The 22,367-nt window shown below is 65.1% G+C and carries 18 protein-coding genes; 6 read left to right on the top strand and 12 right to left on the bottom strand.

Annotated features, from left to right (window positions below):
- The first annotated feature begins 77 nt into the window (after positions 1 to 77).
- Positions 78 to 1,730, top strand: a complete 1,653-nt coding sequence (gene groL / locus KW835_RS03105) for a chaperonin GroEL (RefSeq protein ID WP_218380797.1) — start codon at positions 78 to 80, stop codon at positions 1,728 to 1,730.
- Positions 1,731 to 2,466: 736 nt separating this feature from the next.
- Here groL and KW835_RS03110 read toward each other — a convergent pair.
- The 3 genes from KW835_RS03110 to edd all read right to left on the bottom strand — a co-directional run bounded on the left by KW835_RS03110 (position 2,467) and on the right by edd (position 7,172).
- Positions 2,467 to 4,569 (bottom strand): TonB-dependent siderophore receptor, encoded by a 2,103-nt coding sequence (locus KW835_RS03110; protein ID WP_218380798.1) that lies wholly within the window; start codon positions 4,567 to 4,569, stop codon positions 2,467 to 2,469.
- Positions 4,570 to 4,749: 180 nt separating this feature from the next.
- Positions 4,750 to 5,412: a bifunctional 4-hydroxy-2-oxoglutarate aldolase/2-dehydro-3-deoxy-phosphogluconate aldolase gene (eda, locus tag KW835_RS03115; RefSeq protein WP_255593207.1), complete on the bottom strand. Its 663-nt coding sequence runs from the start codon at positions 5,410 to 5,412 to the stop codon at positions 4,750 to 4,752.
- Positions 5,403 to 7,172, bottom strand: coding sequence for a phosphogluconate dehydratase (gene edd / locus KW835_RS03120; protein WP_218380799.1), 1,770 nt, complete (start codon positions 7,170 to 7,172; stop codon positions 5,403 to 5,405). Before edd ends, eda begins: the two co-directional genes overlap by 10 nt.
- Before the next feature lie 98 nt (positions 7,173 to 7,270).
- Here edd and KW835_RS03125 point away from each other — a divergent pair, with 98 nt between their 5' ends.
- Positions 7,271 to 8,188 carry an SMP-30/gluconolactonase/LRE family protein gene (locus KW835_RS03125; RefSeq protein WP_218380800.1) on the top strand — a complete coding sequence of 306 codons (918 nt, stop codon included), beginning with the start codon at positions 7,271 to 7,273 and terminating at the stop codon, positions 8,186 to 8,188.
- 12 nt (positions 8,189 to 8,200) lie between these two features.
- Here the strand turns inward: KW835_RS03125 and KW835_RS03130 are convergent, their stop codons facing one another.
- Positions 8,201 to 9,442, bottom strand: coding sequence for an AGE family epimerase/isomerase (locus KW835_RS03130; protein ID WP_218380801.1), 1,242 nt, complete (start codon positions 9,440 to 9,442; stop codon positions 8,201 to 8,203).
- 209 nt (positions 9,443 to 9,651) lie between these two features.
- Entirely contained in the window at positions 9,652 to 11,214 is a 1,563-nt protein-coding gene (pgi, locus tag KW835_RS03135) for a glucose-6-phosphate isomerase (RefSeq protein WP_218380802.1), read from the bottom strand.
- Positions 11,215 to 11,425: 211 nt separating this feature from the next.
- On the opposite strand from pgi, the gene zwf reads away from it, so the two are divergent.
- The 3 genes from zwf to KW835_RS03150 all read left to right on the top strand — a co-directional run bounded on the left by zwf (position 11,426) and on the right by KW835_RS03150 (position 14,004).
- Entirely contained in the window at positions 11,426 to 12,880 is a 1,455-nt protein-coding gene (zwf, locus tag KW835_RS03140; RefSeq protein ID WP_218380803.1) for a glucose-6-phosphate dehydrogenase, read from the top strand.
- Positions 12,881 to 12,955: 75 nt separating this feature from the next.
- Positions 12,956 to 13,420, top strand: a complete 465-nt coding sequence (locus KW835_RS03145) for a type II toxin-antitoxin system Phd/YefM family antitoxin (protein WP_218380804.1) — start codon at positions 12,956 to 12,958, stop codon at positions 13,418 to 13,420.
- Positions 13,417 to 14,004: a DUF6036 family nucleotidyltransferase gene (locus KW835_RS03150; protein ID WP_218380805.1), complete on the top strand. Its 588-nt coding sequence runs from the start codon at positions 13,417 to 13,419 to the stop codon at positions 14,002 to 14,004. The genes KW835_RS03145 and KW835_RS03150 overlap by 4 nt, the downstream gene beginning before the upstream one ends.
- Before the next feature lie 44 nt (positions 14,005 to 14,048).
- On the opposite strand, the gene KW835_RS03155 is transcribed toward KW835_RS03150, so the two are convergent.
- From KW835_RS03155 to KW835_RS03185, 7 genes are all read right to left on the bottom strand, one after another.
- Positions 14,049 to 14,450 (bottom strand): VOC family protein, encoded by a 402-nt coding sequence (locus tag KW835_RS03155; RefSeq protein ID WP_255593263.1) that lies wholly within the window; start codon positions 14,448 to 14,450, stop codon positions 14,049 to 14,051.
- A 35-nt stretch (positions 14,451 to 14,485) separates the two neighbouring features.
- Positions 14,486 to 15,463 (bottom strand): glucokinase, encoded by a 978-nt coding sequence (gene glk / locus KW835_RS03160; RefSeq protein ID WP_218380807.1) that lies wholly within the window; start codon positions 15,461 to 15,463, stop codon positions 14,486 to 14,488.
- A 369-nt stretch (positions 15,464 to 15,832) separates the two neighbouring features.
- Positions 15,833 to 16,900: an ABC transporter ATP-binding protein gene (locus KW835_RS03165; protein WP_218380808.1), complete on the bottom strand. Its 1,068-nt coding sequence runs from the start codon at positions 16,898 to 16,900 to the stop codon at positions 15,833 to 15,835.
- 17 nt (positions 16,901 to 16,917) lie between these two features.
- Positions 16,918 to 17,787: a carbohydrate ABC transporter permease gene (locus KW835_RS03170; protein WP_218380809.1), complete on the bottom strand. Its 870-nt coding sequence runs from the start codon at positions 17,785 to 17,787 to the stop codon at positions 16,918 to 16,920.
- Positions 17,777 to 18,658, bottom strand: a complete 882-nt coding sequence (locus KW835_RS03175; protein WP_218380810.1) for a carbohydrate ABC transporter permease — start codon at positions 18,656 to 18,658, stop codon at positions 17,777 to 17,779. The genes KW835_RS03170 and KW835_RS03175 overlap by 11 nt, the downstream gene beginning before the upstream one ends.
- A gap of 272 nt (positions 18,659 to 18,930) precedes the next feature.
- Positions 18,931 to 20,049, bottom strand: coding sequence for a carbohydrate porin (locus tag KW835_RS03180; protein WP_218381048.1), 1,119 nt, complete (start codon positions 20,047 to 20,049; stop codon positions 18,931 to 18,933).
- 101 nt (positions 20,050 to 20,150) lie between these two features.
- Positions 20,151 to 21,401 carry an ABC transporter substrate-binding protein gene (locus KW835_RS03185; protein ID WP_218380811.1) on the bottom strand — a complete coding sequence of 417 codons (1,251 nt, stop codon included), beginning with the start codon at positions 21,399 to 21,401 and terminating at the stop codon, positions 20,151 to 20,153.
- A gap of 236 nt (positions 21,402 to 21,637) precedes the next feature.
- On the opposite strand from KW835_RS03185, the gene KW835_RS03190 reads away from it, so the two are divergent.
- A complete protein-coding gene (locus tag KW835_RS03190) occupies positions 21,638 to 22,354 on the top strand; it encodes a response regulator transcription factor (RefSeq protein ID WP_218380812.1) in 717 nt (238 codons plus the stop codon).
- Positions 22,355 to 22,367: the final 13 nt, after the last annotated feature.

Genomic DNA, 22,367 nt, shown 5'->3' on the forward strand with positions numbered 1-22,367 from the left:
TCACTCATTTTTTCATAGCTGCCGACGCTTACTGGATAAGCGCTAGCAGCCAATTTGAACCTAATTAGGAGCTCCAAATGGCAGCAAAAGACGTAGTTTTCGGCGGCGAAGCCCGCGCACGCATGGTTGAAGGCGTGAACATCCTGGCCAACGCGGTCAAGGTGACCCTGGGCCCCAAGGGCCGCAACGTGGTGCTGGAGCGCTCGTTCGGCGCCCCTACCGTGACCAAGGACGGCGTGTCCGTGGCCAAGGAAATCGAACTCAAGGACAAGCTGCAGAACATGGGCGCCCAGCTCGTGAAGGAAGTGGCCTCCAAGACCAGCGACAACGCTGGTGACGGCACCACCACCGCGACCGTGCTGGCCCAGGCCATCGTGCGCGAAGGCTTCAAGTACGTGGCCGCTGGGATCAACCCGATGGACCTCAAGCGCGGTATCGACAAGGCCGTGACGGCCCTGGTCGCCGAGCTGAAGAAGGCTTCCAAGCCCACCACCACCTCCAAGGAAATCGCCCAAGTGGGTTCGATCTCTGCCAACTCCGACGAAACCATCGGCAAGCTGATCGCTGACGCCATGGACAAGGTCGGCAAGGAAGGCGTGATCACCGTGGAAGACGGCAAGTCGCTGGAAAGCGAACTGGACGTCGTGGAAGGCATGCAGTTCGACCGTGGCTACCTGTCGCCCTACTTCATCAACAACCCAGAAAAGCAATCCGCCATTCTGGACAACCCCTTCGTGCTGCTGTTCGACAAGAAGATCAGCAACATCCGCGACCTGCTGCCTACGCTGGAACAGGTCGCCAAGGCTGGCCGTCCCCTGCTGATCATTGCCGAAGAAGTTGACGGCGAAGCCCTGGCTACGCTGGTGGTCAACACGATCCGCGGCATTCTGAAGGTTGTGGCTGTCAAGGCTCCTGGCTTCGGCGACCGCCGCAAGGCCATGCTGGAAGACATCGCCATCCTGACGGGCGGCAAGGTCATCGCTGAAGAAGTGGGCCTGACCCTGGAAAAGGTGACCCTGGCCGACCTGGGCCAGGCCAAGCGCATCGAAGTGGGCAAGGAAAACACCATCATCATCGACGGCTCCGGCGCTGCCGCTGATATCGAAGCCCGCGTCAAGCAAGTGCGCGTGCAGATCGAAGAAGCCACCTCGGACTACGACCGCGAAAAGCTGCAAGAGCGCGTGGCCAAGCTGGCTGGCGGCGTGGCCGTGATCAAGGTCGGCGCTGCCACCGAAGTCGAAATGAAGGAAAAGAAGGCCCGCGTGGAAGACGCACTGCACGCTACCCGTGCAGCTGTGGAAGAAGGCGTCGTGGCTGGTGGTGGCGTGGCTCTGCTGCGCGCCAAGCAAGCTGTCGGTGACTCGGTCAAGGGCGACAACTCCGACCAGGAAGCCGGTATCAAGCTGGTGCTGAAGGCCATCGAAGCCCCCCTGCGCGAAATCGTGAACAACGCTGGTGGCGAAGCCTCCGTCGTGGTAAACGCTGTGCTGGCCGGCAAGGGCAACTACGGTTTCAACGCCTCCAACGACACGTACGGCGACATGCTCGAGCTGGGCATTCTGGACCCCACGAAGGTCACCCGCACGGCCCTGCAAAACGCCGCATCCGTGGCATCGCTGCTGCTGACGACCGAAGCCATGGTGGCCGAGGCTCCGAAGGAAGAAGCCGGTGCTGGCGGCGGCATGCCCGACATGGGCGGCATGGGTGGCATGGGCGGCATGGGCATGTAATTGCCCGCCGACCTCACACGGAGCAGGCCACGTCCCTGCCCCGTGTGTGTCGCACAAAACACCAAAGGCAGCGAATGACTTGCTGCCTGCGAACTTCCAAGCCCCTGTCACAGGGGCTTTTTTTTGTCCAGGTTTTCTCTTCGCCGCTGACCGCTGCACCACCGGGCAACCGGACGGCGCGAGGAGATGCGGCGAACGCGCTGGGGCATGCCGCAGGCGATGGGCTCCTTCAGTACGTCTGCAATCCACCGGATTGACTGCTGTCTTTGTCGGCCCCATGAGAGCTGGCTTTCTCGGTCTGTTCTGGCGGCCCTGGCCTCGCGCTGGTCCGTCGTCTGGCGCAAGTTCTCAACGGGCGCATCTTTGCAAGGACGGACACTGCGCTCGGCGCAAGCTTCGTGCTGGAACTTCCCGAAAAAGGTCCCGAGCAATCCACTGCAGCGGAGTCCACCCCGCTTGTCTCGGCGCGCTGAGGCGTTGGGGATATCGCCGTTAGGAATCTACCGGCGTGACCCTGCCGCCCACGAAGGAGTGCGCTGGCCGGGGGCGAAACGCGCGATGTGTTCCAGCATTGCAGTCGTTCCGAGGCAACCGCCAGCAGCCGCAGTGGCCCGCAAGGCACTCGCGCCAAGAACATCCGCGTGGGGGGTTGCCTCCCCCCAGTTGCTTGCTGTTTTTGACGCAACCTGTCCGGGCCGCGAGGCGTGCTTGCGCGTTCCCGGCTTGGAAAGGCGGATCAGAACCTGTACGTCGCGCTCAGCACCACGTTGCGCCGCGTTGCCCACCAGCAGTCGCCACGCGCCAGGCAGGTGCTCATGTACTTCTTGTCGGCCAGGTTGCTGATGTTCAGGGCATAGCGCCAGTCCTGCGTGTCGTAGGCCAGCATGGCATCGACCACGCCCGCGGCAGGCACCCGGGGCCCCGTGCCATCGCGGAACGATGACAGCCAGCGATAGCCTGCGCCCGCCGAGAAACCACGCATGCCACCCACCGCAAATCGGTACACGCCCCACACAGCCGCCTGGTGGCGCGGCAGGCCTTCCAGCAATGCATCGGCATCGGTGTAGTTGTAGTGTGCCGTCAGGTCGAAAGCCGTGGCCACGCGCGCCTTGTACTCCAGCTCCAGGCCCTTATTGCGTGTCTTGCCGACCTGCAGCGAGTTGTTCGGGTTGGTGGGGTCGGCCACCCTCTGGTTCTTTTCCTTGAGGTCGTACACTGCCGCAGTGAACTGGGTGCCACTGCCTTCGGGCACATACTTCACGCCCACCTCGATCTGCTCGCCCTCCAGCGGCTTGAAGCGCTGGCCGTAGGCGTTGGTGCCGCTCACGGGACTGAAGGACTCGGCGTAGCTGACGTAAGGCGTCCAGCCTCCGGCCAGCTGGTACATCACCCCCAGGCGCTTGGTGGTGTCGCTGGTGCGGTCATCGGCCGCGCCCGCCAGGCTGTTGACGGCGCGATCGTGGCGCAAGCCGGCGATGAAGATCCAGTTACCCCACTTCATCTGGTCCTGAACGTACAGGCCGCTCTGGCGCTGGACATTCTCGGGCCGCGCTGAGAGCGCTGGGTTGACGCGGTTGCCATACACCGGTGCGAACGCATCGATGGGCGTGTTGAACGAGTCGTCCGCCTCGGTCTTGTTCTCGGTCTGGCGGTTCCAGTCCACGCCCAGCAGCAACTGGTGGCGCACGGCGCCGGTCGTGAGGTTGCCCTGCAGGTGCGTGTCCACCGCAGCCATGCGCGTGCGGGTGATGTTCTGGCCGTACAGGCGTCCCACCAGGCGCTGGTTGACGGGGTCTGCCCCAAAGCCGCCGGGGATGGTGAAGAAGTCGGCGTAGTGGTAGCCGCCCCGGTTCTCGTTGCGCGACAGGCGCAGGTTCTGGCGCACCGTCCAGGCATCGTTGAAGCGGTGCTCGAACAGATAGCCGATGGATTCGCGGTCGGTGTCGTAGTAGTCGCCGGGCTCGCCGATGAAGCGGTTGATCGGCAGTTTCCCGTTGGGGTTGGGCAGCAGCGTTCCCGACCAGGGCAGGAACTGCGCGGTGCTGCCGCTGCGGTCCTGCTGCCAGTGGCCCTGCAGGATGAGCGACGTGGCGGCATTGGGACGCCAGGCCAGCGAGGGCGCGATCAGGCGCCGGTCGTTCTGAACGTAGTCGGTCTGCGTGTCGGCGTCGCGCGCCACCGCCACGAAGCGGTACGACCACTCACCATCTTTCGTGATCGGACCGGTCAGGTCGGCCTGCAACTGCTTGCGGTTCCAGCTGCCGAACTGCACGCCCACCTCGCGCTGCGCTTCCTGCAGAGGGCGTTTGCTGACCATGTTGACCACGCCCGCCACCGTGCCCGCACCGAACAGCATGCCGGACGGCCCGCGCAGCACCTCCAGGCGCTCCAGCGTGTAGGGCTCGGCCGCAGCGGTGCTGGTGTACCAGTTGTAGTTCTGGCGCAGGCCGTCCAGGTAGGTGTCCGGCGAGCTGCCGCGCACCCGCACGCTGTCGGAACGGCTGTCCAGGCCGTAGGCATCGCTGCGCACGCCGGCGGCGTACAGCAAGGCTTCCTGGAAGGTCGTGGCGCCCTGGTCCACCATCTGGTCGCGCGTGATCACGGTGACGGACTGCGGGGTCTCCGCCAGCGGCGTGTCGGTCTTGGTGGCCGTCGCCGCGTTGCGTGCGCGGTAGCCCACCACGGGCGCCGTAGCGGATTCCTTTTCGGCATTGGCGTCCACCCGCACTTCGGACAAGGTGGCGGCTGAATTGCTTTGCGCGACGGCCGCTGCGGGAGCCAGGCCAAAAGCCAGCGCGATGCCGACGCTCAGCGCGGTCTTGGGGTAGTGGAGTGCCATGGTATAAAAATGAGACTAAGAATGATTCCTATTTTAGAAATCAAAACCAGTGTCTCGGCACTGTTGTCGTACAAGGACAACACGTCCGGCAAGCCGCTGGCTGCCAGACGCTCTCTTTTTTATAGCTACCCGCGCTTATCCATCAAGCGCTTCAGGGTCTTTTTATCTCTGAAAATCAGCTCATGCAGGTTGGCGCAGCGCCTGCGTCGCCCGGGCCAGCTCGGTGATGCGGGCCCAGTCGCCGGCACGCACGGCATCCGTGGGCGTGAGCCAGGAGCCCCCGACGCAGCGCACGTTGGGCAACGCCAGATAGTTCGCGGCCGTGGCGTTGGTGATGCCGCCCGTGGGGCAGAAACTTACCGCGCCGAAAGGGCTGACCCATGACTTGAGCAGCGGAATGCCGCCCACGGCTTCGGCCGGGAACAGCTTGAGGAACGAGAACCCGTCGGCCAGCGCCGCCATGATCTCGCCCGAAGTGGCCACGCCGGGCAGCAGCGGCAGGTTCAGGCCCTTGCAGGCACTCCCCACGGCTGACGTGTAGCCCGGGCTGACCGCAAACCGCGCACCGGCCTCGCTCGCGCGGCGCGCGTCGTCGGCATTGAGCACGGTGCCAACGCCCACCACGGCCTCGGGCAGGTTGCGGGCGATGGCCTCGATGGCGGGCAGGCCGGCGGCGGTGCGCAGCGTCACTTCCAGCACCTTCACGCCACCGGCAAGCAGCGCTTCGGCCAGGGGCAGCGCGTCTTCCACGCGGTCGATCACGATGACGGGGATGACGGGGCCGTGGCTGGCGATATCAACAGGGTTCATGGGGGTGGATGACGAAGCGGTGATTACAGCCATGTGCAGGCTCCTTGTTCTGCGCCACCGGCATGGCGGCGGAAGTTAGTGAAAAGTTCGCGGCCAAAGCCGGCTTGCGATGGCGCGTTGTATGGCGCCGGGACGCGGGCGGCCCAGGTGGCCTCATCGACCAGCACGTCGAGCGTGCCGGCCACGGCGTCCACGCGCACGATGTCGCCGTCCAGCACCTTGGCCAGCGGGCCGCCAGCCAGCGCCTCGGGCGTCACGTGGATGGCGGCGGGCACCTTGCCCGAAGCGCCGCTCATGCGGCCGTCCGTCACCAATGCCACCTTGAAGCCCTGGTTCTGCAGCACGGCCAGCGGAGGCGTGAGCTTGTGCAGCTCGGGCATGCCGTTGGCCTGCGGGCCCTGAAAGCGCACCACGGCCACCATGTCCTGCTGCACCTCGCCCGCGCTGAAGGCTGCGAGCAACGCCTCTTGCGAGTCGAACACGCGCGCGGGTGCTTCGATGATGTGGCGGTCTTCCGGCACGGCCGAGACCTTGATCACCGCACGGCCCAGGCGCCCCTGCAGCAGGCGCAGGCCGCCTGTGGGCGAGAACGGCTCGCTCACCGGCCGCAGCACCGAGGTGTCGCCCGATACCGCCGGAGCACCCTGCCCTCCTTCGCCAATGCCGCCCGCGTTCACGCTGAGCACGTCGCCGTGCATGAGGCCATTGGCCAGCAGTTCGCGCAGGATCCAGGGCGGACCGCCTGCGGCTTCGAACTGGTTCACATCGGCATCGCCATTGGGGTACACGCGGGCCAGCAGGGGCACCACGGACGACAGCTCGTCAAAGTCGGTCCAGTCGATCAGGATGCCCGCGCTGCGCGCAATGGCCACCCAGTGGATCAAATGGTTGGTCGACCCACCCGTGGCCAGCAGCGCGGCCATGGCGTTGACGATGCAGCGCTCGTCCACCAGGCGCCCGATGGGCGTGAAGCGCTGGCCGCGCTTGCCGATGTCGAGCACCGTGCGCACCGCCTGGCGCGTGAAGGCCTCGCGCTCGCCCGTGCCGGGTGGCGCAAACGCTGCGCCGGGCACATGCAGGCCCATGGCTTCGAGCAGCATCTGGTTGCTGTTGGCCGTGCCGTAGAAGGTGCAGGTGCCGGGGCTGTGGTATGCGGCCGATTCGGCCTTGAGCAGTTCGTCGCGCCCCACCAGGCCCTGCGCATACTGCTCGCGCACCTTGGCCTTGTCCTTGTTCGGCAGGCCCGAACCCATGGGCCCGGCCGGCACGAACACGCAGGGCAGGTGCCCGTAATGCAGCGCGCCGATCAACAGGCCCGGCACGATCTTGTCGCACACGCCCAGCAGCAGCGCCGCGTCGAACACATCGTGGGACAGCGCTACCGCCGTGGCCATGGCAATCGCATCGCGGGAGAACAGCGACAGCTCCATGCCGGGAGTGCCCTGCGTGACGCCGTCGCACATCGCGGGCACGCCGCCTGCCACCTGGGCCGTCGCGCCGTGGCGGGCCGCTTCGTCGCGCAGCAGCGCGGGGTAACTTTGGTACGGCTGGTGGGCCGACAGCATGTCGTTGTAGGCCGTGACGATGCCGATGTTGGGCGCCTTCTCGACGGTCACCTTGAACTTCTCGGCGCCGGGCAGCGCCGCGTACGCGTGGGCCAGGTTGGCGCAGCCCATGCGGTCTTGCGGGGGCTTGCGATTGATCATGGCATCGACACCGGCCAGGTAGGTGGCCCGCGTGTCCGCGCTGCGCTGGATGATGCGAGCCGTCACGCGCGCTACGACTGAATGCATGGGATGCTCCATCGGTGGGAAAGAGGAGGAAAAAGGCCTGTGCGCAGGCCATGTTTTGAGTCCTACAATGTAACTCGATAACCACCTCGCATCAAGCCATGACCCTGCAGCGCCTGCCCCTTCCGCCCTCCGAGCTGGGCGAGTCGCCCTTCTGGAACCCCGAAGAAAAATCCCTTTACTGGTGTGACATTCAGGGACACGCCGTGAATGCATGGAACCCGGCGACCGGCGAGCACAGGCAATGGAAGACCCCAAGCGAGCCCGCGTGCTGCGCGCCAGCGGCGGGTGGAAAAATCGTAATCGGGTTACGGGACGGCTTTTACCGGCTCGACACGACCGATGGTGAACTTTCTCTGCTAGCGCTATTGCCACCCGATCGGCATGACACAGAGCGGCTGCGGTTGAACGACGGCCGGTGCGATGCCGCGGGCCGCTTCTGGGCAGGCTCGATGGTCACCCCGCGCACGGCCCCCGATGCGGCGCTGTGGTGCCTGACGGCCAAGGACGGCCGCTACACCGTGGAGCACATGGCCGGCGACAACTTCACCGCCAACGGCCTGGCCTTCAGCCCCGACAACCGCGTGATGTACTGGTCCAACACGCCGGAGCACCGCATCGACCGGTTCGATTTCGACGTGGCCACTGGCGCCATCACCAACCGCCGGCCTTGGGTGCAGTTCGACCGCAAGGTGGACGGCCAGCCCTACGGCGGTCGTCCGGACGGGGCGGCGGTGGATGTTGAGGGCAACTACTGGGTGGCGATGTACGAAGGGGCCTGTGTGCTGCAACTGTCCCCCGCTGGCGCAATCCTCCAGCGCATCGCCATGCCTGTCCAGTGCCCGACGATGGTGTGTTTGGGGGGCGACGACCTGCGCACGCTGTACATCACCTCGGCAAGGGCCGGGCGGCCGCAGCAGGAGCTGGAGGCCGCCGTCCCGGCCGGCTCGCTGTTCAGCCTGCGCGTCCAGGTGCCAGGCTTGGCAGTCAACGGCTTCCGGGACGGCCACGCTGAGTAGTCACCGCACTCCTTATCGGATGGCCAGTTGCGCATCCAGCGCCAGCAACACGTCATAACACGCCCCCATGTTGTGATAGTCCACCTTGCCCGCGTTGCTCTTCTCGCGCGTGTGATTGCGGTTGGCGCCGTCGAGGATGCGAAACCACGCGCCGTGTTCGTGGTCCACGAAGTGCTCCCAGCAGTAGGCCCAGATGCGGTCGTACCACTGCCAATAGCGGTCATCGCCCGTGCGCACCGCCAGCACCGCAGCCGCTGCCATGCTCTCGGCCTGCACCCAGTGGTACTTGCCGTCGTCGCAGATGCTGCCCTCGGGTGCCATGCCGTAAACGATGCCTCCGTGCGTGGCGTCCCAGCCCTTGGCCAGGGCGTCGTCGAACAGGAATCGTGCGCAGGGCAGGTGCCAGTCGGCGGGGGCCAGGGCGTCCAGTTGCAGCAGCAGCTTGGCCCACTCCGTCTGGTGGCCGACCTGGTAGCCCCAGGGGCGGAAGATGTTGGTGCGGTCGTGGCGGTTGTACTCCCAGTCCACCGACCAGTCGGCCTGGTAGTGCTCCCACACCCAGCCTTCGGCGGCGGGGGCCGACGCGTGGTCCGACAACACGGCCTGGCGCTGGCAGATGCCTTGGGCGAGTTGTTCTGCGCGTTCGATGTAGCGCGTCTCACCCGTCGCGCGAAAAGCCGAGATCATGGCCTCGCAGGCGTGCATGTTGGCGTTCTGGCCGCGGTAGCCGGTGAGCTGCCAGGCAGTGTTCGCCTCGTCAGCATAGAGGCCTTGCGCGGGCTGCCAGAAGTGGCGTTCGGCGGTGTCAAAAGCCTCGGCCAGCCACGCGCGTGCTTCGGGCACACCTGCCTCGAAAGCTCGCGCATAGGCCAGCATCACGAAGGCCATGCCGTAGCAGTGCCGCGTGGCGTCGAGGACCGTGGCACGGCCGCCGTCCCAGTCGATGAGCCAGGCGTAGCCGCCGGTGGCCGCATCGAGAAAAGCCGTGCGCACGAACTGCAGCGCATGGCGCATTCCGTCTTGGTAGCGCGCTTCGCCCGTTGTGCGGTAGAGCATGGCATGCGTCACCACGAAGCGCGTGGCGCTCACCAGGTGGCGGGTGCGCGTGTCGTACACCGTGCCGTCGTCCAGGAAGAAGTGGTACATGCCGCCGCTCGGGTCGGTAGCCACGGGGTCGTAGAACGCCATGGTCTCGCGCAGGTGCTGGCGAAGGAAGTTGGCCGATCGGAAATCCGGCAGGGACGCTGCAGTCATGGTGAAAGTCTCCTGAACCGTTCTGGCTGAACTGGCCCCAGCCTGGCGCGTCGCCTCTGCAAGCTCAGCGTGAACGGATTTTTGATTTTTGTAGATTGAGCTACGGGCTGACTGAGTCGCTGCGCGGGGCTTCGGCAGGCTCAGCCTGAACGGCAAAACGCAGGCGCCCGGCAATCAAACAAACGCAGCTGGCCAGCACCCGCCGCAGGTCACGCACTGCGGCGCAAATGGCCCAGCAGCCCGGCGGTGGACCCGTCCAGCCCCGTCACATCGCCACTGGCCAGACGCGCCTCCAGATCCTTGGCCAGCACCTTGCCCAGTTCCACGCCCCACTGGTCGAAGCTGTTGATACCCCACAGGCTGCCGCTCACGAACACGCGGTGCTCCTGCAGCGCGATCAGGGCGCCCAGCGACGCAGGCGTAAGCGATTCGAGCAGCAGGAAGGTGCTGGGGCGATTGCCCGGAAAGTGTCGGTGCGCGTCTTCGCCGGCCTTGCCCACCATGAGCGCCTGGGCCTGGGCCAGCGCGTTGGCCAGCAGCTTGTCGTGGTGGCCGGGCAGCGGGTGCGTGGGCTCGCGCACGGCGACGATCTCCAGCGGGATCACGTCCGTGCCCTGGTGCAGCATCTGGAAGAACGCGTGCTGGCCGTTGGTGCCGGGCTCGCCCCACAGCACGGGCGATGTGGCATAGGACAGCGCTGTGCCATCCAGAGCCACGCGCTTGCCGTTGCTCTCCATCTCCAGTTGCTGCAGGTAGGCCGGCAGCCGCCCCAGCGCCGCGTGGTAGGGCGCGATGCAGCGGCTGGAAAAGCCATGGAAATTGCGATACCAGACGTCGAGCAGGCCCAGGCGTACGGGCAGGTTCTGCGCCAGCGGCGCGGTGCGGAAATGCTCGTCCATCGCATGCGCACCGGCCAGCAGGTCGCGAAAGCCTGCGGAGCCGATGGCGATGGCGATGGGCAGACCGATGGCGGACCACAGCGAATAGCGCCCCCCGACCCAGTCCCAGAACCCAAACGTGGTGGTGATGCCCAGCGCGCGTGCCGCATCGACGTTGGTCGTGAGCGCCGCGAAGTGGCGCCCCACGTCCTGCCCGCCCTGTGCCGCGAACCAGGCCAGGGCCGAGCGCGCATTGGTCATGGTCTCGGCCGTGGTGAAGGTCTTGGAGGCGATCAGGAACAACGTGTTTTGCGGCCTCAGCGACTGCAGCACCGTGTGCAGTTCGTGGCCGTCCACATTGGAGACGAAATGCAGCCGCTTGCCCTGGGCGCGGAACTGCTCCAGCGCCAGCACCGCCATGTGCGGCCCCAGGTCCGAGCCGCCGATGCCGATGTTCACGATGTCGGTGATGGTGCTGTCGGCCCGCACCGTATCGGCATACGCCAGCATGGCATCGAGCGTGGCATGCACGTCGGACAGGTGGCCGGGGATGCTGCTGTCATCCCCGGGCAGTGCTAGGCCCGCCGGGCGGCGCAGCAGCGTGTGCAGCACGGCGCGGCCTTCGGTGCTGTTGATGGGCTGGCCAGCGAACATGGCATCGCGGTGTTTTGCGAGGCCCGAGGCCTGGGCCATGTCCAGCAGCAGCGCCTCGGTCTCGCGGCTCCACAGGTTCTTGGATAGGTCGGCCAACACATGCGGGGCCTGCTGGCTGAAGTGGCCGAACCGCTGCGCATCGTCGGCGAAGGCACGCCGAAGGTCCAGCTGGCGCCCTTGGGTGGAATAGGCAGCCTGCAACTGAGGCCACTGCGGTGTCTGGTCGCAACGGAGGGACATGGTGGAATTCACGAGGGGTAAAAGAACACGCGGCGAGATAGTAACTTGATTACCTAATTTGTTCGATACCTTTTGGCAGTCGAACTGTCAAAAATCGTTCTACAGCCTTTGCGTCTACACATTTCTATGTAACGAGATTACAATTTCGAGCCTGCACATGGCCCACAACAGGACTGCGTGCACACCACCAACACACTGATACGGAGACCCCATGAGTTTTGACCTCGTCCTGTTTGGCGGAACCGGCGATCTGGCCTGGCGCAAGCTCATGCCGGCGCTTTTCCAGGCATTCCGTCACGGGACCTTGCCCGAGGGGGGCCGCATCATTGCGGTGGCACGCGACGAGCTGAGCGACGAACAATACCGCAGCCTGATCCAGTCCCGCTTTGACAGCGTGGACCTGGCCAAGCGACCCACGCCCGACGAGTTCGAGCGCTTCGGCGCGCTGCTGCACTACCTGCGCATGGATTTGTCGCAAACGCAGGACTATGCGCGCCTGGCCGCCACGCTGCACGAGCGCAATGCCGACACCGTGGTGATGTACGTGGCCACCGCGCCCAGCCTGTTCACCAACGTGTGCGAGCAGATCGCAGCCGTGGGCCTGAATGGCCCCAGCACCCGGGTAGTGCTCGAAAAGCCGCTGGGCCACGACCTCAAATCCAACCAGGCCATCAACGACACGCTGCGCCGCGTGCTCAAGGAAGAGCAGGTCTTTCGCATCGACCACTACCTGGGCAAGCCGTCGGTGCAGAACCTGTTTGCCATGCGCTTCGGCAATGCGCTGTTCGAGCCCCTGTGGCGGCGCGAGCACATCGCCAACATCCAGATCACCATCGCTGAAGAGCTGGGCGTGGAGACGCGCGGCGCTTTCTACGACCAGACCGGCGCGCTGCGCGACATGGTGCAGAACCACGCGCTGCAGCTCTTGTGCGCCATCGGCATGGAGCCGCCCATCAACTCCAGCGCCAACGCCATCCGCGACGAAAAGCTCAAGGTGCTGCAGTCGCTCAAGCCCTGGAGCATGGAGACCATTGGCCAGAATGTGATCCGTGGCCAGTACTCAGCCGGCAAGACGCACGGACACAACGTGCCGGGCTACCTGCAGGAAAAGGGCGTGACCGGCAACAGCACCACCGAGACCTTCGTCGCGCTGCGCACCGAGATCTCCAACTGGCGCTGGGCCGGAGTGCCGTTCTACATCCGCACCGGCAAGCGGCTGGCCGGGCGCGACGCGCACATCGTCGTCAACTTCCGCCCCGTCCCACACCCTATCTTCAAGATGCCTTCGGGCGCGGTGAACCGGCTGGTGATCAACCTACAGCCTAAGGACGGCCTGGAGCTGCACCTGCTGGCACAAGGCGCCGCGCAGCACCAGACCGAGCCCGCGTTGTCCCAGGTGGCACTGAATCTCGACTTCGACCAGCGCTTCGGCACCGAGCGCGTGGGCGCCTACGAGCGCCTGCTGCTGGACGTGATCGCCGGGCGCCTGAACCTCTTCGTTCGCAGCGACGAGCAGGAAGAAGCCTGGCGCTGGGTGGAGCCCATCCTGCAGCACTGGAAGAACGATCCCGCTGGCCCGCGCCCCTACGCGCCGGGCAGCTGGGGGCCCAGCGCCGCGAGCGCGATGATTGCGCGGGATGGGCATTGCTGGAGCGAGGAGATGTGACACCCGTGGGGGCGCCAAAGACCTGACAGGCCATTTTGTCCATTTTTTATAAAATGGACAAAATGGAATGCCAACATGCAGCAAATTTCCGCCACTGAAGCCAAGCAGTCTTTCGGCCATCTCCTTGAGGCTGCCGAGCGTGGCCCCGTGGCCATCGAAAAGCACGGCAAGGTGAAGGCCATCATGGCTGCGCCGGAATATTTTTCTTCGGCCAACAAACGGCAAGCAGCGTTGTCCGAACGCAAGATGGCACGGCTGGCCCAGACCCTGCGCGAGAACGAACGCCTCATCAGGCATCAGAAGCTCGCCGTCCAGTTGGCAACGCTGCCTCCGGCGCAAAGCCGGCAATTGGTCGCACAGGCAATGGCCGTCGTGGAGCAGTGGCGCACGCACCAGCTTTGCAGCAGCGACTACATCGACCGGTGGCAGGCCCTGTTGGAGCTACCCCTGCCCCAGTTGGCCCAGGCCATGGTGTCGGACGCCGATAGCTGGGGGCCTGCGCTGCGCCAGAACTCACCCTGGCCAGGGCTGGCGCCATGAACCTCGACCAGGTGGTGTTGGCACTGCAGCACGCCCGAGAGCTCAGCGGACATTCCGACTACGTTGTCATCGGTAGCCTGTCCGTACTCGGGGTGGAAGATGGGGTTCGCATTCCTGAAGAAATGTCGATGTCCATCGACATCGACTGCTACACCAAGTCGGACCCAGGCCGCATCTTCGACCTGGGGCCCATGCTGGGCGAGGAGTCGCCGTTTCGCATCAAGCACGGCTATTACCTGGACCCGGTCTCACCCACATTGCCAAGCCTGCCCGACGGCTGGGAGGCGCGCATGCTGTGCGTGCACCGTGATGGGCTGCGCATCTGGTTCCTGGATCCCAACGACGCGGCCGTGTCCAAGTACGCCCGCAGCGAGCCCAGAGACCTGCGATGGGCCCGTGCCGGGATCGCCTGTGGCCTGATTTCGTTGCCCGTCGTCAGAAGCCGGCTGCGAAGCACCACGTTCCTGGACGAAGAAGAAGAGCGGGTGGTTCGCAAGCAAGTGGAAGAAGACTCGGAATGGCTCGCGCAGACCACTGCGTCAGCGCGGGCAGAGTTGGCTGCGACCTCATCAAAACCGAAGTGACCTGACCACTGATCGCTCGCCGAGCGCAACGGGCCCGGAGAGGCTCAATCTCTGCGTTCAGCCGGCCCCACCAGCTCGATCGGCAAACCATCTGGATCTGCAATGAACGTGAAGCGCGCACCCGTGAACGGATCGGTGCGCGCCGGCTCCTCCACAACATCATGCAAAGCCAGCACCTTGAGGCTGGCATCAAGATCCGCCACCCGCAGCGCCAGATGGCGCAGGCCGCACGCTTCGGGGTACGACGCGCGGGCTGGCGGGCTGGGGAACGAGAACAGCTCGATCTGCGTGCCATCGGGCAGTTGCAGGTCGAGCTTGTACGACTGCCGCTCTGCGCGGAACACCTCGTTCACGACCGTGAGGCCCAACACCTCGGTATAGAAGCGGCGCGAGCGGGCGTAATCGCTGGCGATGATCGCCACATGGTGGATGCCGTCCAGCTGCAGCGAAGGCAGCCCTGAGGGCGCGCTGGAGCCTTGGGTCACCCTTCGGTGCCCGCAATGTCGAGCGCGCGCGATGCGCCGTACAACGCGGGCGTGGCAGTCGGGTCGATGATCCAGCAGGGGATGTCTGCCAGATACGACTTGAAGCGACCCTTCGCCTCGAACCGCGCGCGGAATGAGGATTGGTCGAACCACTCGCCCAGGCGCGGCACCATGCCACCGCCCAGATAGACACCGCCACGTGCGCCCAGCGTCAGAGCGAGGTTGCCGGCCACGCTGCCCAGGAAGCCGCAGAACAAGTCCAGCGCCTCCAGCGCCAGCGGGTCCTGGGACTGCAGCGCCAGTTCGGTCACCTGCGCGGCGGAGCTGACCTCCTTGCCACCGCGCTGCGCAAGCCGGCGCACCGCGTGGTACAGATCCACCAGGCCAGCGCCACACACGGCGCGTTCGGCGGACACGTGGCCGTAGCGCTCTTGCAGAATAGCCAGCACGTCGAATTCCCGCTGGGTCTGCGCGGCCAGGGTGACGTGGCCGCCCTCGCCCGACAGCGGCACACCCGCGCTGGAACCGGGCGGGAACACCAGGCCCGACACACCGAGCCCTGTGCCCGGCCCGACGAGTGCGATGGCGCTGCCCGGCACTGCAGCGCCGCCGCCTACCTGGCGCAGCAGGTCGGGCGTGAGCAGCGGCAGCGCGAGCGCGAGCGCCGTGAAATCGTTGATAACCACCAGCCGCTTGAAGCCGAAGGCATCGCGCACCGCGCGCTGCGAGAAGCTCCAGCTGTGGTTGGTCATGCGGATGGCGTCGCCCGTCACCGGATTGGCGATGCCGAACGCGGCCTCGTGCGGCGTGGACACGCCGACTTCCTTCAGGTACGCCGCCAGGGCGGCATCGACGGTGGGGAACTGCGCGCAGGGCAGCACGCGGGTGTCGTTGAGCGGACCGGTGGGCGAATCCTGCCAGGCCAGACGGATGTTGGTGCCGCCGATGTCGGCAAGAAGGCGCAGTGGGTACATGGGTTTTGAAGAATATGGTTCAGCTATGAAAAAAGTAGCTGCCTGCGCTTGATGGACAAGCGGTGAAGCCTGTTTTTAACCGAAATCCAGAGCGCGTGAAAGGCCAAAGCCCCGCCCGAAACAACTGAAGCTATTTGGATGCAGACCTGTTCATGCCAACGAACATGCCAGGAACAGGAACGCCCTGCGAACCTGGCAAGTGCGCCCAGGAAGGCCAGGGAGGCCAGGGAGCCCGGTCTGCCACGTCCGTCCACTGAAGGGTTCCCTTCGCTGCGCTGAAAGCACCGGCAGCAAGCCTGCTGATGGGCAGGCTGGTCCCCAGAGTTCTTGGCCTGCCGGCACACGGCGCGGTGTGCCGCCGGCGGGACGTCATCCCACCACGCGCTCTTCGGTCTTTGCGTCGAACCAGTGCGCGTTGGCTGGCGCCACGGACAGGCCCACCTGGTCGCCCGGCTGCACGCGCGTCTGCGCGTCGGTGCGCAGCGTGACATTGCCGGCGGCGGTGTCGACCATCACGTAGGTGTCCGGCCCCGTGGGCTCGACCACGCTCACGCGGCCGCGCCAGGGCGCATCGCCTTGCAGCTGCAGATGCTCGGGCCGCACACCCAGAAGCATGTCGGGCGTGGACGTAGGCGGCGCCAGGGACAGGGACGCGCCCTCGATGCCAAACTGGCCGGCCGCCTGCACGCCGCCGCGCAGCAGGTTCATGGTGGGCGAGCCGATGAAGGTCGCCACGTAGGTGTTGGCAGGGCGGTTGTAGATCTCGTCGGGCGTGCCCAGCTGCTGCACGACGCCGCCCTTCATCACCGCGATGCGCGAGCCCAGCGTCATGGCCTCGACCTGGTCGTGCGTCACGTACACGCTGGTGATGCCGCTGGCCTGGTGCAGGCGCTTGATCTCGGCGCGCATCTCCACACGCAGCTTGGCGTCCAGGTTGGACAGCGGCTCGTCGAACAAGAAGAGCTGCGGCTGGCGCGCCAGCGCCCGGCCCATGGCCACGCGCTGGCGCTGGCCGCCCGACAGCTGGCTCGGCCGGCGGTCCAGCAGGTGGCTGATCTGCAGCATGGCCGCGACTTCGTCGATGCGCTTTTGGCGCTCGGCCTTGGGCATCTTGCGCATCTCCAGCGCAAAGCCGATGTTGTCGGCCACGCTCAGCGTGGGATACAGCGCGTAGCTCTGGAACACCATGGCGATGTCGCGGTCGCGCGGGGGCATGCCCACCACGTTCTTGCCACCGATGCGGATCTCGCCTTCGGTGGGCTCGTCCAGGCCCGCAATGATGTTGAGCAGCGTGGACTTGCCGCAGCCCGAAGGGCCCACGAGGATGAGGAACTCGCCCGGTGCCACGTGGATGTCCACCTTGCGCAGCACCTCCACGCTCTTGTCGCCCTTGCCAAAGCGCTTGTTGATGCCTGCGATGTCGAGTGATGACGCCATGATCTCTGCTTACCTTCTTAACCTTTGACGGCGCCGGCAGTGAGCCCGCGCACAAAAAACTTACCGGCCAGCACATAGATCACCATCGTGGGCAGACCCGCGATGATGGCGGCCGCCATGTCCACGTTGTAGGCCTTCACGCTGGAGCTGGTGTTGGCCAGGTTGTTCAACCCCACCGTCACCGGCTTGGAGTCGGTGCCCGAGAACACCACGCCGAACAGGAAGTCGTTCCAGATGTTGGTGAACTGCCAGATCAGCGTGACCATCACGATGGGCGTGGACAGCGGCAGCACGATGCGCCAGAAGATCTGGAAGAAGCTCGCCCCGTCCATGCGCGCCGCATTCACCAGCTCCTTGGGTATGGCCGCGTAGTAGTTGCGAAAGAACAGCGTGGTGCCCGCCAGCCCCGCCAGGCAATGCACCATCACCAAGCCGGTGATGGAACTGGACAGCCCCAGCCAGCCCAGCACCTGGCTCATGGGCAGCAGTACCACCTGGAAGGGCATGAACACGCCGAACAGCAGCAGGCCGAACAGCGTGTCGCTGCCGCGGAACTTCCACAGGCTGAGCACGTAGCCGTTGAGCGCGCCCCACACGGTCGATATCAACACCGCCGGCACGGCCATCGCCACCGAGTTCATGAAGAACGGGCGCAGTCCGTTGCAGTCCACACCCGTGCATGCGCTGGACCATGCCGTGCCCCAGGCCGACCAGTTCAGCGCGGCGGGCAATGCCAGCAACGAGGTGCTACGGATTTCTTCGGCATCCTTGAAGGACGTGACCAGCATCGCGTACAACGGCAGTAGAAAGAAGGCGGTGGCCAGCGCCAGCACCGCGTAGACCAGCAATCGGCCCACGGAGGGGAACAGGGAGGGCTTAGCGGTCATGGGGCTTGGTCCGCAGTTCGCTGTAGAGATAGGGGATGACCAGGGCCGCCACAGTGGCCAGCATCATGGTGGCGCTGGCAGCGCCCAGGCCGATCTGGCCACGCGAGAACGACATGGTGTACATGAAGGTTGCAGGCACATCGGTGGCAAAGCCCGGCCCGCCGGCCGTGAGCGCCATCACCAGGTCGAAGCTCTTGATCGCAAGGTGCGACAGCACCATGAGGGTGGAGAAGAACACTGGGCGCAGTGCGGGCAGCACGATGCGCCAGTAGATGCGCGGCAATGAGGCGCCGTCCACCTGCGCCGCCTTGATGATGCTGTCGTCGATGCCGCGCAGGCCCGCCAGGAACAGCGCCATGGCAAAACCCGCGCTCTGCCAGATGCCCGCGATCACCACACAATAGATGGCCATGTCGGTATCGACCAGCCAGCCGAATTCGAAGTTCGGAAAGCCCCAGTCACGCACCACCTTCTCGAGGCCCAGCCCCGGATTCAGCAGCCACTTCCAGGCCGTGCCCGTCACCACGAAAGACAGCGCCATGGGATAGAGGTAAATGGTGCGCAGCGCGCCTTCGGCGCGGATCTTCTGGTCCAGCAGGACGGCCAGCACCACTCCGATGGCGAGCGACCCGCCCACATAACCCACGCCGAAGATGCCCAGGTTCTTGAGGGCCACCCACCAGCGGTCCAGCTCCCACAGGCGCTCATATTGCGCCAGGCCCGCCCATTCGTAGTTGGGCAGCATGCGTGAGACGGTCAGGCTCAACACGCCGTTCCACAACATCAGGCCGTAGATGAATGCAAAGCCCAGCACGAAAGCCGGGGTGACGACCAGCTTGGGTAGCCAGGTCTCGAAGGAATTCTTGGTCATCACCCGGCAACCTCCAGGTGGCGACGGCAGTCCGGGGTGGGAAGAAACCCGTGCAGCGGCAAACCATAGGAATCGTGTCTCATGGTGTGCGGAAAAATTTGGGCATGTGCCTGCATAAGAAAAAAAGGGGGGACACGCACGGAGCGCCCCCCAAACTGAACAAAGTAACCTCTGACTAACTCGCTAACTTACTCACTCACCTCACTACCCCACGTCCTAGGCCTGGGGCCAGATGCGGGCGCATCAGGCCCTGGGCCTCGACGTGGAATTGCTTACCACCAGACTTCGTACTGCACGCCCACCAGCGTGCGCGAGGTCTTGCCGCCCGCGCCGAATGTGGCTGCGTTCGCCACGGCAGCGGCCTGGTTCCAGTTGGCCTTGGTCACGTAAAGGCGCAGCTCTGGGCGCGACCAGAAGTCTTCCGACAGCGCCAGGGCACCGGCCAGCGTGACCTTGGACAGGCGCTGGTCAGGACCGGCGCCCTTGCGGGTCGTGGTCGACAACTCGGCCAGCATCTTGAAGTTCTGTGTGAAGGCATACGAGCCACGGCCGCCCAGCGAGAAGTCCTTGGTCTCCACGCCAGTCAGGTCGGCCTTGTTGGTCTGGTAGCCAATCAGGGCCTGGCCGCCGAAGGGGCCGCTCTGCCAGTTGATGGAGTCGGCAATCCGCGTGGAGCGGCGGCCGGCACGGGTGCCGTCGATGGCTTCGAATTCACCATCGATGCGGGCATGGCCGCGCGAGGTCTGCAGGTACAGCGTGTTGCTGATGCTTGGCAGCAGGAATTCCTTTTGCGTGTGCATCAGCGAGACACCGGAACCTGAGCCGCCGCCGACCTGGTTCTTGCCGCCCACCGCCGTCAGCAACACGCGCAGCTTGCCGCCGGGGTTGGTGTTGATCTCGGACAGGTCGGCGTTGATACGGTGCGCCTTCACGTCGTTGGGCAGGTTGCCGTCGAACTTGTCGCCCGAGAAAACGCCCACGCCCAGCTTCATGCCACCGATAGGCACGTCAGTCACGCCGGCGCCGATGTTGTCACCGTAGTTGAGCAGGAAGTAGTCGACGATGTGCACGTCCTGGATACGCAGGCGGCGCTGGCCAGCCCAGAATTTCGCTTCGGGCGAGAACGAGAAACCGCTCATTTCCACGAAAGCCTGCTCGGTGCTGATGTCGCCGCTGCCCCACTTGGCGGGCATGTAGTTGACCTTCCACTTGATTCCGTTGGTCTCGAAGCCCTTGGCGAAGTTGACTTCGATACCGTTGTCGCCCTCGTTGCCCAGACGGTACTTCTGGAGTTCGCCGCCCAGCGTCAGATTGCCCTTGACGCCGTCGGAGTGGTTGAACACCGGGCCGCCCCGGGAGTAACCGTTGAACTCGAAGCCGGCAACATCCATTGCCAGGGCGCTACTCGTCGCGCATGCGGCGGCCAAAGCCACCGCCGTGAGGCGGTTTCTTTTCATCATGATGGGATCCCTCTAGTGGTGGTTTACTTGGGTTACTTGGTCTTGGCGGCAGCCGCGATCTTCTTCACCGCGTCGGCGACGCTCACCTTGTCGTCGTTCCAGAACTGGCTGACGACGTCCTTGATGGCGCCTTCGATAGCGGGTGCGATCGCCATGCCGTGCGCTACGCTGGGCAGCAGGCTGCCGCTCTTGGCGGTATCGACGAAATCCTTGGCGGATGCCTTGGCACAGTCGTCGAACTTGTCCATCTTCTGTCCGGCGCGCACCGGGATGGACCCCTTGTTCAGATTGAACACTTCCTGGAACTCAGGGCTCATGATGGAGCTTGCCAGGTCGCTCTGCGCCTTCTGGGCGGCGGCGTCCTTGAGCTTGAAAAGGATGAAGGAGTCCACATTGAAGGTGTAGGCCGTGGTCGTGCCCGGTGCTGCAGCGCACATGAAGTCCTTGCCAGGCACCTTGTTGGCTGCCAGGAACTCGCCCTTGGCCCAGTCGCCCATCAGTTGGAAGCCGGCCTTGCCCTGGATCAGCATGGCCGTGGCCAGGTTCCAGTCGCGGCCGGGGGCGCCGGCGTCGGTGTACGATTTGATGCGGCGGAAGGTCTCGAGCGACTTCTTCATCGTATCGCTGTTGATGGCCTTGTCGTCGAGCTTGACGAGGGCGTCCTGGTAGAACTTGGCGCCACCGACACCCAGCACGACCGATTCGAACGTGGTGAAGTCCTGCCAGTTCTGGCCGCCATGGGCCACGGGCACCAGGCCTGCGGCCTTGAGCTTGTCTGCCGCGGCAAAGAACTCATCCCAGGTCTTGGGCATGGCGGCCACGCCAGCCTTCTTCAAGGCCTCGGAGCTGCCCCACATCCAGTTGACGCGGTGCACATTGACGGGGGCGGCCACGTAGGCGCCCTTGTACTTCATGACGTCGGCCACGACCTTGGGCAGCAGTTCGTCCCACTTCTCGGCCTTGGCCAGTGCGTCCATGTTGGCCAGCACGCCTTCGGACGCCCACTCCTGGATGGCGGGACCCTTGGTCTGTGCGGCAGACGGCGGGTTGCCCGAGATCACGCGGCTCTTGAGCACGGTCATGGCGCTGTCGCCACCGCCACCGGCCACGGCAAAGTCGCGCCACGTGTGGCCCTTGGCCTGCATGATTTTCTTGAGTTCGGCGACCGACTTGGCCTCGCCACCCGAAGTCCAGTAGTGCAGAACCTCGACCTCCCCTGCGCTGGCGGACACCGCAGCCGCCAGGCCCACCGCCACTGCGGCAATCTTCGTCATCTTCCACATACCCTTGTCTCCTCGATGTTTGAATCCGTTTACGCGCCACATACGGTGACATTCAGCGCAGTCGGTACTTTAATTACAATAATTAATGAGAATATCAGGACTTTCCCGGGTTGTTGGCGCGATGGCAGTCCTGTAGCCCCGTTATCGAATTACGTAATCGCTCCCGGGGATCCAGCAGCCCGACGGCAAAGCCCCGTGACCGCGCGCTGCAGGTCGCTTTGCTATGCTCACGGACCATGCCCACCCTCCTGATCGTTGAAGACGATGCGCTGTTGCTCGATGCCCTCACCGGGCAGCTCAAACAGCTTGAATACGACGTCTGCACTGCGTGCAGTGTGGACCAGGCCAAGGCACTTTTGCAGACACAGGCGGTGGACGGAATAATCCTCGATCTGGGCCTTCCGGGCGCCGACGGCATGGAGCTGCTGACCTGGGTTCGCAGCCAGATCGCTGGCCTGCCCGTGCTGATTCTCACCGCCCGCGACGGCATCGAGGACCGCGTGTCGGGCCTGAATGCAGGGGCGGACGACTACATCACCAAGCCCTTCAACATGCAAGAGCTGCAGGCCCGCCTGCAGGCCATGCTGCGCCGCGCGCGCCAGCCCGCGTTCACACAGCCCAGCAGTGCATCGGGAGGGCCCAGCACCACCATCGGCCCGCTGCTGCTGGACCACGCCAGCCAGACGGCCACGCTCGATGGCACGGCGCTGGAGCTCACGCAGCGCGAATGGCAGTTGCTCGAACTGCTGGTCAACCGCTGCAGCGAAGTCGTCACGCGCGACGATGTGCTGGCCGCCTGGCACGCATGCCCGCCCGAACCCGGTCAATCGTCGCCCCCGCTCGCCTCGAATGCGCTGGAGGTGTACGTGCACCGCCTGCGCAAGAAGCTGGACAGCACGCCGCTGACCATCCGCAACATCCGGGGCCTCGGGTACATGCTCGAGAAGCCATGAAGCGCATCGCCCC

The sequence above is a fragment of the Acidovorax sp. sic0104 genome (genome assembly GCF_019219095.1).
Classification (GTDB): domain Bacteria; phylum Pseudomonadota; class Gammaproteobacteria; order Burkholderiales; family Burkholderiaceae_C; genus Acidovorax.

Bases quoted from the DNA above. Each gene is read 5' to 3' on its own strand.
- groL (WP_218380797.1), top strand. From the start codon at position 78: ATGGCAGCAAAAGACGTAGTTTTCGGCGGCGAAGCCCGCGCACGCATG.
- KW835_RS03170 (WP_218380809.1), bottom strand. From the start codon at position 17,787: ATGACCGCTAAGCCCTCCCTGTTCCCCTCCGTGGGCCGATTGCTGGTC.
- eda (WP_255593207.1), bottom strand. From the start codon at position 5,412: ATGGCTGTAATCACCGCTTCGTCATCCACCCCCATGAACCCTGTTGAT.
- zwf (WP_218380803.1), top strand. From the start codon at position 11,426: ATGAGTTTTGACCTCGTCCTGTTTGGCGGAACCGGCGATCTGGCCTGG.
- KW835_RS03175 (WP_218380810.1), bottom strand. From the start codon at position 18,658: ATGACCAAGAATTCCTTCGAGACCTGGCTACCCAAGCTGGTCGTCACC.
- KW835_RS03165 (WP_218380808.1), bottom strand. From the start codon at position 16,900: ATGGCGTCATCACTCGACATCGCAGGCATCAACAAGCGCTTTGGCAAG.
- KW835_RS03185 (WP_218380811.1), bottom strand. From the start codon at position 21,401: ATGTGGAAGATGACGAAGATTGCCGCAGTGGCGGTGGGCCTGGCGGCT.
- pgi (WP_218380802.1), bottom strand. From the start codon at position 11,214: ATGTCCCTCCGTTGCGACCAGACACCGCAGTGGCCTCAGTTGCAGGCT.
- glk (WP_218380807.1), bottom strand. From the start codon at position 15,463: ATGTACCCACTGCGCCTTCTTGCCGACATCGGCGGCACCAACATCCGT.
- KW835_RS03130 (WP_218380801.1), bottom strand. From the start codon at position 9,442: ATGACTGCAGCGTCCCTGCCGGATTTCCGATCGGCCAACTTCCTTCGC.
- KW835_RS03180 (WP_218381048.1), bottom strand. From the start codon at position 20,049: ATGGATGTTGCCGGCTTCGAGTTCAACGGTTACTCCCGGGGCGGCCCG.
- KW835_RS03110 (WP_218380798.1), bottom strand. From the start codon at position 4,569: ATGGCACTCCACTACCCCAAGACCGCGCTGAGCGTCGGCATCGCGCTG.
- KW835_RS03150 (WP_218380805.1), top strand. From the start codon at position 13,417: ATGAACCTCGACCAGGTGGTGTTGGCACTGCAGCACGCCCGAGAGCTC.
- edd (WP_218380799.1), bottom strand. From the start codon at position 7,172: ATGCATTCAGTCGTAGCGCGCGTGACGGCTCGCATCATCCAGCGCAGC.
- KW835_RS03125 (WP_218380800.1), top strand. From the start codon at position 7,271: ATGACCCTGCAGCGCCTGCCCCTTCCGCCCTCCGAGCTGGGCGAGTCG.
- KW835_RS03190 (WP_218380812.1), top strand. From the start codon at position 21,638: ATGCCCACCCTCCTGATCGTTGAAGACGATGCGCTGTTGCTCGATGCC.
- KW835_RS03145 (WP_218380804.1), top strand. From the start codon at position 12,956: ATGCAGCAAATTTCCGCCACTGAAGCCAAGCAGTCTTTCGGCCATCTC.